7 protein-coding genes are annotated in these 9,496 nt (G+C 31.0%); 1 reads left to right on the top strand and 6 read right to left on the bottom strand.

Going from position 1 to position 9,496, the window contains the following annotated elements:
• The 3 genes from HBE96_RS22905 to HBE96_RS22895 form a co-directional block, all read right to left on the bottom strand.
• The coding region (locus HBE96_RS22905) for a histidine kinase dimerization/phospho-acceptor domain-containing protein (RefSeq protein ID WP_281064372.1) at window positions 1-1,338 on the bottom strand (1,338 nt) is incomplete at its 3' end.
• Between the two features lies 1 nt (window position 1,339).
• Window positions 1,340-2,110, bottom strand: a complete 771-nt coding sequence (locus HBE96_RS22900) for a LytR/AlgR family response regulator transcription factor (protein WP_169300015.1) — start codon at window positions 2,108-2,110, stop codon at window positions 1,340-1,342.
• On the bottom strand, window positions 2,103-3,749 hold the full coding sequence (locus HBE96_RS22895; protein ID WP_169300014.1) for a LytS/YhcK type 5TM receptor domain-containing protein: 1,647 nt from the start codon (window positions 3,747-3,749) through the stop codon (window positions 2,103-2,105). The genes HBE96_RS22900 and HBE96_RS22895 overlap by 8 nt, the downstream gene beginning before the upstream one ends.
• A 286-nt stretch (window positions 3,750-4,035) precedes the next feature.
• Between HBE96_RS22895 and HBE96_RS22890 the strand changes: the two genes are divergently transcribed.
• Window positions 4,036-5,820, top strand: coding sequence for a carbon starvation CstA family protein (locus HBE96_RS22890; protein ID WP_169300013.1), 1,785 nt, complete (start codon window positions 4,036-4,038; stop codon window positions 5,818-5,820).
• A 74-nt stretch (window positions 5,821-5,894) separates the two neighbouring features.
• On the opposite strand, the gene HBE96_RS22885 is transcribed toward HBE96_RS22890, so the two are convergent.
• From HBE96_RS22885 to HBE96_RS22875, 3 genes are read right to left on the bottom strand one after another with little or no spacing between them, the layout of a single operon-like run.
• Entirely contained in the window at window positions 5,895-6,827 is a 933-nt protein-coding gene (locus tag HBE96_RS22885; protein ID WP_169300012.1) for an ABC transporter permease, read from the bottom strand.
• Window positions 6,820-7,914 carry an ABC transporter permease gene (locus HBE96_RS22880; protein ID WP_169300011.1) on the bottom strand — a complete coding sequence of 365 codons (1,095 nt, stop codon included), beginning with the start codon at window positions 7,912-7,914 and terminating at the stop codon, window positions 6,820-6,822. Before HBE96_RS22880 ends, HBE96_RS22885 begins: the two co-directional genes overlap by 8 nt.
• Complete coding sequence (locus HBE96_RS22875; protein ID WP_169300010.1) at window positions 7,907-9,445, bottom strand: ABC transporter ATP-binding protein; 1,539 nt, start codon at window positions 9,443-9,445, stop codon at window positions 7,907-7,909. Before HBE96_RS22875 ends, HBE96_RS22880 begins: the two co-directional genes overlap by 8 nt.
• Window positions 9,446-9,496: the final 51 nt, after the last annotated feature.

The raw sequence follows: 9,496 nt of genomic DNA, 5'->3' as shown, positions 1-9,496 counted from the left end.
CACTTTACTTAAATCAGTAAATAACTTTATATTATTATATTGTGTTTCATTAATTAATACTTTTTTTACATTCATAACTATATCATTTATATTTTCCAGCTTTAAATTTAGTTCTTTAGGTCTAGCAAAACTTAAAAATCTGTCTACAATTCTATTTAATCTATTTACTTCATCAATTATTATAGATATATCCTCTTGAAGCTTATTATTTTCTGATAGCTCTAATTGAATATACTGAGCATATCCACTTATAGACGTCAATGGATTTCTTATTTCATGAGCCATACCTGCAGACATAGCTGCCAAAGCTTCTAAACTTTTAGCTCTCATTACACTCTTCTCTAATTCGTCAGACATTTTTATAACTCTTTGTTCCATAGATTTTAAACTTAAATTCATTATTTTAAATGGTCTTGTTATTTTTTCAGATGCTATAAGTGCCACAACAAATATTATTAATATAGAAATTATAATTACAATTACAGTGAAATTTCTTAAATTATAACTAACTTTAAAAGCGTCCATCTCAGGTTGTTCTATTACAAGATACCACGTATCTTTTTGAGTTTTATATTTTTTTATTGGATAAAAAGTATATACAAAATTAAGCCCATTATGTTTATTATAATATATATTTCCTTCCTGTAAATTTAAATTTATGGAAGGATTACCTTTTCTACTATATAATATGTTACTTCCATTACTTGAACTAAGATATGAATATCCTGACTTCCCCAAACTTACATTTTTCACTATTTCATTTATATCGTCAAAACGAACCTTTTCTACTACTCTTCCATTAACTGAACCTGTTTTGTCTTTTATCGGTGCTATAAAGTATATAAAATGTGATTTTTCTCTTGGAACATAGATAAAATCTGATACAAAAACTCCATTATTACTAACATTATTTATCCATTTCTTGTAGTTCTCATCTGCATTTAAACTCCCTGAAATAGTTCTTACATTTCCATAATTATCTGTAACCAAAATATACTCATAGGTTTTATATGCATTCCTAACGCTTGTTATGTATTCAAACTTAACATCTTCGCTTATATCATTCCTGTTTAATATAGAGGAATTGCTCATTACTTCCAAATCTCCATATCTTTCAGAAAGAAACCTTTCTATCTTATTTGCAGTTTCTTGTGAAAGGGTTTTAAATTCTTTTTGCTTAGAACTTATTACAATATTCTTATTACTTTCAAAAAATAATAAACCTACGGCTGCAAATAAAATAACTGAAAGTGAAGCAAAAAACATAGTCAATTTTACTTTTATAGATACGTTTTTAAATTTCATATAATCACCAATTAAATTAAACTTTCTATTCATTTTAAATTCCTAACATCTCTTTTAATTTTCTTACATTATTACGACTTATAGGTATTTCTGAGTTATGAGCATCATTCATTACCAATTTATATGTACCATTAAACCATGAATATAATTCTTTAATGTTATCCATATTTACCAAATAACTTCTATGAGCCCTAAAAAAATTAGTTTTTCCTTCTATTTGTTGGAGAGTAAAACTAACTAAATAAGTTCCACCCTTAGCTTTTACATAAGTTTTTTCTTCCTTTATATAGCAATAATATACATCTTTTACATCTACCAATATAATTTTGCCATTCTTTTCACATGGTACCTTTTTTGCAACTTTTTCTTCCTTATCAATTTTATTTATTATTTGATTTATAATGTTTGGAAGCTTTTTTTCATCTATAAATTTGCTTTTAAATTTATTCACCAGTCTATTCACTGTAATATTTATCCTCTTTTCATCAAATGGTTTTAAAATATAATCTAATGCATTCACTTCAAAAGCCTGCAATGCATGTTCTTCATATGCTGTAACAAAAACTATTTCTATAGACTCATTAAACTTCCTAACTTTTCTTGCAAGTTCCATTCCATCTTGAAGAGGCATATTTATATCCATAAAAACTGCTTCGGGTTTCTTAGTTATAATAAGCTCTAATCCACTTTGACCATCATAACCAACTCCTACTACTTCTATTAACTCATATTGAGATAATATATATTTAAGTTCTTCTGCTGCTGGAATTTCATCTTCTAAAATAATACACTTTATTTTATCCATCTATAGTTTTTACCTCCTTTGGTATTAAAAATTCAACTTTAGTGCCTTCATCTAGTGATGTAATAATTTTTAATCCATGATCCTCACCATATAAAAGCTTTAATCTTTCATTTACATTTTTAAGACCTATTCCAGGCCATTTATTTACAACTTGTTTCAACCTTTGTCCGTTCATACCAATCCCTGTATCCTCAATTAAAAACAATACTTCTTCTCCATAACAATCAGCTTTAACAAAAACACAGCCACCTTTAGGTCTTGGAAGTATTCCGTGTTTAATAGAATTTTCTATTATAGGCTGAAGCATAAATACTGGCATTTTAATATTCATTAAGTCTTCTGGTATATCTATAATAATTTTAAGTCTTTCTCCAAACCTCGCTTTTTCTATAGATAAATAAGATTGTATGAATTCAATTTCATCTTTTAATGAAACAAAATCTTCCTCTCTTTTAAGTGTCTGTCTAAAATAATTAGATAAATCTATTATAAGTTCTTTAGCTTTTAAAGGATTAGTTCTACAGAAAGAAGATATTGTATTTAAAGCATTAAATAAAAAATGCGGCTGTATTTGTGATCTTAAAGCTCTAAATTCAGCAGTAGATGCTTCTTCTGCCAGTTTATTTACTTTATACAGTTCTATTTGGGTAGAAAGCAATTCACTTAATTCCTTAGCAAATTCCCAAATATACTTATCATCTGCTTTTCCTAAACTAACTTCTAATCCTAAAACTCCCTCAAAGCTTGTATTAGATATTAAAAATGGAGCACATACAAAAAATACCCTTTTATTGTTACTTATAAACTTAATCAAACTATAATCTGGTGATTTATAATAGTCCTTCAAATTATCTTTTAGTTGTTTTTCATCAACACCTCTACCACAATAAGCTAGAAAATTTCTTTTATCACCTATAAATACACCTTTAATATTTGTTGTTTCATATATAATTTTTGATATACTTGCTGCAGTATTTTCATTCAAGCCCTTTCTCATATAAGCCATTGTTTTTTTCGCAATTTTCAGTACTTTTTGTGTCTGCATAGCCCCAATTCTATCATATTCATCCCTTGCATTTTGTATTATGTTTATAAAAATAACTACCCCTACAGAATTTATTATTATCATAGGTAAAGATATAAATTTCACTAACCTCACTGAATCTGCAAATGGTTTGGCAAAAATCAGAAGCATTAACATCTGAAGCATCTCGGCTATAACAGCTCCTATAAAAGCACTTTTAACACTAAAAGTATCATTTTTATAATATTTTCTTGCTAAGGCTCCTATAATTCCTTCTACTATTGTAGCAATTCCGCAAGCCAAAGCAGTAAATCCACCCATAAAATACCTATGTGTTCCTGCTACTGTACCTACTATTATTCCTATAGCTGGTCCTCCAACATACCCTGCTACTATAGCCCCTATAGGTCTAGTATTTGCTATGGCATAAGGCTCCAAGCTTATTCCTGTATATGTTCCTATTATTGATAATGAACTAAAAAATATAATCATAATAATTTTGTCCATTAATTTTAATTCATCTTTAATTAAATTCTTAAATATATGAGATTGATTATATATATATGCCGCTAAAGCTATTAATGCCATACGTTCTAATAGCTGAATATATATCAACTTTTTCACCTCCTTTTACTTAATTATATTACTATACTACTTTAAATTAAGGTATAAATTCAATCTTTAAAAACATATTAAAAAATATATTTTTAAATTTTCAGATTATTCTATCTTTATTCTGTCAAACGCCCTTTGTTTTTTACCATATACCCCCGTTTTTTTCCTTTTAACCATGTATGTATACATAAAATTCAAATAATATAATATTATTTAAATGTAAACTTTTATCGTTAAGCAAAAGGTTTGCAAGCTATAATAATTATTAATTAAGGGGGGTTTTTTTATGAATTCAATTGTACTTGTTATTATTGGCGCACTTGTATTAATTTTAGCCTACAGATTTTATGGCTCATGGATAGCTGCAAAAGTATTAGTCATAGATGAAACTAGAGAAGTTCCATCTAGAGTTCATGAAGATGGACATGACTATGTTCCTACTAATAAGCTGGTGCTTTTTGGTCACCACTTTGCAGCAATTGCTGGAGCTGGACCACTTATTGGACCTGTTCTAGCTGCACAATTTGGTTATCTTCCTGGAACACTATGGATTTTAATTGGAGGCGCACTTGCTGGTGCAGTACATGATATGGTACTGCTATTTGCATCAGTTAGACATGACGGGGAATCTATTGCCGAAATTGCTAGAACAAATCTTGGGAGTCGAATGGGATTTGTTACTTCTATAGCCGTATTATTTATATTAATAATTGCCATGGCCGGACTTGGATTACCAGTTGTTAACTCACTTTATAATAGTCCATGGGGTACTTTCACCGTTGGTTTTACTATTCCAGTTGCCTTCCTAGTTGGTTTATATTTAAAATTCTTAAGACCTGGTAAAATTCTTGAAGGCACAATTATTGGTATGGTTCTTATAATGGTTGGAGTTATTGCAGGTCCATATATTCAACACACTGCTCTAGCACCATACTTAACCTTTAATGTTAAACAAATGTCTGTAATTCTTGCATTATATGGCTTCCTTGCAGCAGCACTTCCTGTATGGCTCTTACTACTTCCAAGAGACTATTTAAGCACATATATGAAGATTGGTGTTATTGGGTTCTTGGTACTAGGTATAATGTTTGTTAGACCAACTATTCAAATGCCAGCTGTTACTAATTTTGTACATGGTGGCGGTCCTGTAGTTTCAGGTAAAGTATTTCCATTCTTGTTTATTACAATAGCTTGTGGTGCTCTATCTGGATTCCATGCATTAATAAGTACAGGTACAACACCTAAACTTATATCTAACGAACGAGACATTCTTCCTATAGGTTTTGGTGCTATGCTTTTTGAATCCTTTATAGCTTTAATGGCATTAATTGCAGCAACTTGCCTTCCAACAGCTGATTATTTTGCTATAAACTCAGCGCCAGCAGTATTTGCTAAACTTCATATGATTCCTAAGGAACTTCCAATGCTTTCACAAATGGTTGGTGAAAACCTAGCTGGAAGAACAGGTGGATCCGTATCATTAGCAGTTGGTATGTCTTACGTATTCTATAAACTACCTGGACTTGAAGGATTAATGTCTTACTGGTATCACTTCTGCATAATGTTTGAAGCGTTATTTATATTAACTACAATAGACTCTGGTACAAGAATAGGAAGATATCTACTTCAAGACTTATGTGCAAAATTCTATAAACCTTTTGGAAATAAAGATTCATGGTTTAATCTTATATTCTTTAGTGCTTTAATATCATTTAGCTGGGGATATCTATTATTGACAGGTAATGTAAATACAATATGGCCTCTGTTCGGTATTGCTAATCAATTGTTGTCTGCCATAGCCTTCGCTATAGGTACTACAATAATTATAAAGAAAGGTACACCAAAATATGCTTTAATTACAGCAATCCCAATGGTATGTATAACTGTAATAACATTGACTGCTTGTGTAGAAAATATCTTTACTAATTACCTACCTAAAGGTAAAGTGTTATTAACTTCTATGTCTTTTGTACTCATAATTCTTGTATTAATTATACTATTTGAAAGTGCTAAAGTATGGATTAGAGACTTAAAACAAATTAAATCATCTAAAACAACTACAGTTCAGTAAAAAAATAAATCCACATTGTGAATAATTAATTATTCACAATGTGGATTATTTTTTATCTAACTATTTAACTCTGTTTATCTTTGTCCTTTTTCATATGGTACTCCATCTGCTGCTGGTGCCGTAGTTTTCCCTACAAAACCTGCAAGAGCAAGCATAGTTAATATATATGGTATCATTGAATATATTTCTGTTGGTATATTCAATGAAAGACTTTGAGCATTTATTTCTAAAGCACTACCAAAAGCGAATAGTAAACATGCCCACATAGTTCCCTTTGGCTTCCAGTTACCAAATATCATAGCTGCTAACGCTATGAATCCACGTCCTGCTACCATTCCTTCTTTGTAAATTGGAGTCATGCCTATAGATAAAGCAGCTCCTCCTATTCCTGCAAGTATTCCTGAAAGTACTACGCAAACATATCTTACCTTATAAACATTTATACCTAATGTATCTGCAGCACTTGGATGTTCTCCCACTGCTCTTATTCTGAGTCCTACAGGAGTCTTAAACAATACAAAGTTTACTACAAATACAAGTATTATAGCAACTATTACAAACCAGTTTAGCCCTCCTATTAATGGTCCTATTATAGGAATGCCTTTTATAGCTGCTGGTATTCCATAAGGAAGTCCTGTAACTATATCTGTTTGACCGCCCTTTTTAAATATCTTAAATATTAAAAAACTAGCAAAGGCTGTTGCAAACAAATTTATAGCAGTACCTGATATTATTTGATCTGCTTTTAAACTTATACTTAAAAAAGCATGTAATAAAGCTAAAAGTCCTCCTGCTATTGCTGCAAATAAAATTCCTATTAAAGGGCTCCCTGTAAGATAAGAACCAAAAACTGCAAAGAAAGCCCCTACTGTCATCATACCATCAAGTCCTATATTTACAACCCCTGATTTTTCGGAAAATACTCCTCCAAGGCCTGCAAATATCAAAGGTGTTGCCATTCTTAAAGTAGATGCTAGTAATATTATGATAAGCGTTATTTTATCCATTTGCAATTACACCTCTTTTTCTTTTTCTATTCTCTAAGTACTTAACTATATAATCTGTAGCTACAAATATGATTACAACTGATTGAATTAAATAAACTATTTCCTTTGGTATTGAATTTAATTGAAGTATTCTTGAGCTACTGTTTAGTGCACCAAATAGTATTGCTGCTGGTATACATCCTATAGGATTGCTTTTTGCCAAAAGAGCAACTGCCATACCATCAAATCCATATCCAATATTAGATATCATATCAGTAGCATTATACATAACTCCTGCTAAGTGACAAGCTCCACCAATACCTGCTATAGCTCCAGATAAACCCATTGCAAGCATTGTATTTCTAGCTATATTTATTCCTCCGTACTCTGCACCTAAAGGATTTAAACCTACAGCTCTTATTTCATATCCTATAGTTGTTTTCCAAAGTAACCAATATATAAAAATAGCACATATAAGCGCAAATATAAGTCCTATATTTGCTCTACTTATACCAGTAAACTTTAAAAGTTGAGCACTTTCCTGTATTATTGGTGTTGCTGACTTGGATTTTACACCAATAGGTGATCTAAGTACTATAAGGTTAACTACATTTAGAGCAATATAATTCATCATTATTGTATTTATAACTTCACTAGTTCCAAATTTAGCTCTTAAGTAACCTGGTATACATCCCCATATTCCTCCGCCTATAATACCTGAAATTATTATTAGTGGAACATGTATCCATGGGCTTAAACCAGGTATTAATCCTACTACAGCTGCAAATATAAGTCCCATAGTAAACTGACCTTCAACACCTATATTAAACAATCCACATTTAAAGGCAATTGCATTTGCTACCCCTGTAAATATAAGTGGAGTTACAAATACCATTGTTTCTAAAGTTTTAGCAGTATCTCCAAAACTTCCATTTATTATTGTTCCAATTAAATCTGTTAACGCAGTAAAATAATCTCCTATTCCATATCCTTTTGACCACATTACAAAAAATACTGCTACAAAGAACGAAACCATTATTGAAAATAAAGGGAATGCTAGGCTTTTTAGCCCATTCACCACTGATTGTTTTAATTTATTACTATTCAACGCTTGTCACCTCTTTTTCCCTATCTAAAGTTCCTCCTGCCATAAGAACTCCTAGCTTTTTCTCATCTGCATCTTTTCTATCTAAGATATCAACTATATGTCCATCATACATAACTGCTATTCTATCAGACAAAGCTAATATTTCATCTAATTCAAGAGATACTAAAAGTACAGCTTTTCCTTTATCTCTTTCCTGAACTAATCTTTTGTGTATATATTCTATAGCACCTACATCTATACCTCTTGTTGGTTGAGATGCAATTAAGAGTTCTGGATCCTTAGCAATTTCCCTTGCTGCTATAAGCTTTTGCTGATTTCCTCCTGAAAGCGATGCTGCTGTAACATCTTCATTTGGAGTTCTTACGTCAAATTCTTCTATAAGATTTTTGCAATACTTACGTATTTCACCATAATTCATAACTATACCCTTACTAAAAGGCTTTTTATGATAAGTACCCAATATAGAATTTTCAAATAAAGAATATTTCAATATAAGTCCTCTTTTTTGTCTATCTTCTGGAATGTGTCCAACACCACAATCTGCAATCTTTCTTGGTGTTTTATTATATATATCTGTTCCATTTAAAGTTATTTTTCCTGCTTCTGGCTTTCTAAGTCCTGTCAAAACTTCTATAAGTTCTGTTTGACCATTTCCATCTACTCCAGCTATACCAAGTATTTCCCCCGATCTAACTGTTAAAGTTACATCTTTTACTGCAACTAATCCTCTATGATTTTTTGCCTCTACACCTTCTATCTTTAAAATTTCTTTTCCTACTTTTGCTTCTTCCTTTTGAACAACTAAGTTTACTTTTCTACCTACCATAAGTTCTGCCAATTTATCTATATTAGTTTCACTAGTATTAACTGTTCCTGTAACTTTTCCTCTTCTTATTATGGTTACCCTGTCACTCATTTTCATAACTTCTTTTAATTTATGAGTTATCAATATAACTGACTTTCCTTCTGACTTAAGGTTATTTATAATAACACCTAATTCTTCTATTTCCTGTGGAGTAAGTACTGCTGTAGGTTCGTCCAATATTAGGACTTCTGCCCCTCTATACAATGCTTTCAGTATTTCTACCTTTTGCTGCTGTCCTACAGATATATCTTCTATAACAGCTTTAGGATCCATGTTAAATCCATATCTATCAGCAATTTCTTTTACATCCTTACAAGCTTTAGCCATGTCTATTCTTAAACCTTTTTTCGGTTCTATTCCAAGTACAATATTTTCAGCCACGGTAAAATTATTGACTAACATAAAATGTTGATGCACCATTCCTATTCCAAGCTCTATAGCATCATTAGGAGTATTAATTTTTGCTTGTTTTCCTTTGATACGTATTTCTCCCTTTTCTGGTTGATATAAACCATAAAGTATATTCATAAGCGTAGTTTTTCCTGCTCCATTTTCTCCTAATAAAACATGGGTTTCTCCTTGCAGCAGTTCAAAGTTTACATTATCATTTGCAATGGTTCCTGGAAAAACCTTGGTTATTCCAAGCATTTCGATTACCTTTTCCATTAAATTTTCTGGTTACTGCCCTAACTAATATTGTAACCAGTACCCTCCCTT

This window comes from Clostridium muellerianum, from assembly GCF_012926525.1.
GTDB lineage: Bacteria > Bacillota > Clostridia > Clostridiales > Clostridiaceae > Clostridium_AM > Clostridium_AM muellerianum.
This window is presented reverse-complemented; position numbering and strand designations above follow the sequence as displayed.

Excerpts from the sequence above, each read along its gene's own strand:
- HBE96_RS22900 (WP_169300015.1), bottom strand. The coding sequence starts at position 2,110 with ATGGATAAAATAAAGTGTATTATTTTAGAAGATGAAATTCCAGCAGCA.
- HBE96_RS22890 (WP_169300013.1), top strand. The coding sequence starts at position 4,036 with ATGAATTCAATTGTACTTGTTATTATTGGCGCACTTGTATTAATTTTA.
- HBE96_RS22885 (WP_169300012.1), bottom strand. The coding sequence starts at position 6,827 with ATGGATAAAATAACGCTTATCATAATATTACTAGCATCTACTTTAAGA.
- HBE96_RS22875 (WP_169300010.1), bottom strand. The coding sequence starts at position 9,445 with ATGGAAAAGGTAATCGAAATGCTTGGAATAACCAAGGTTTTTCCAGGA.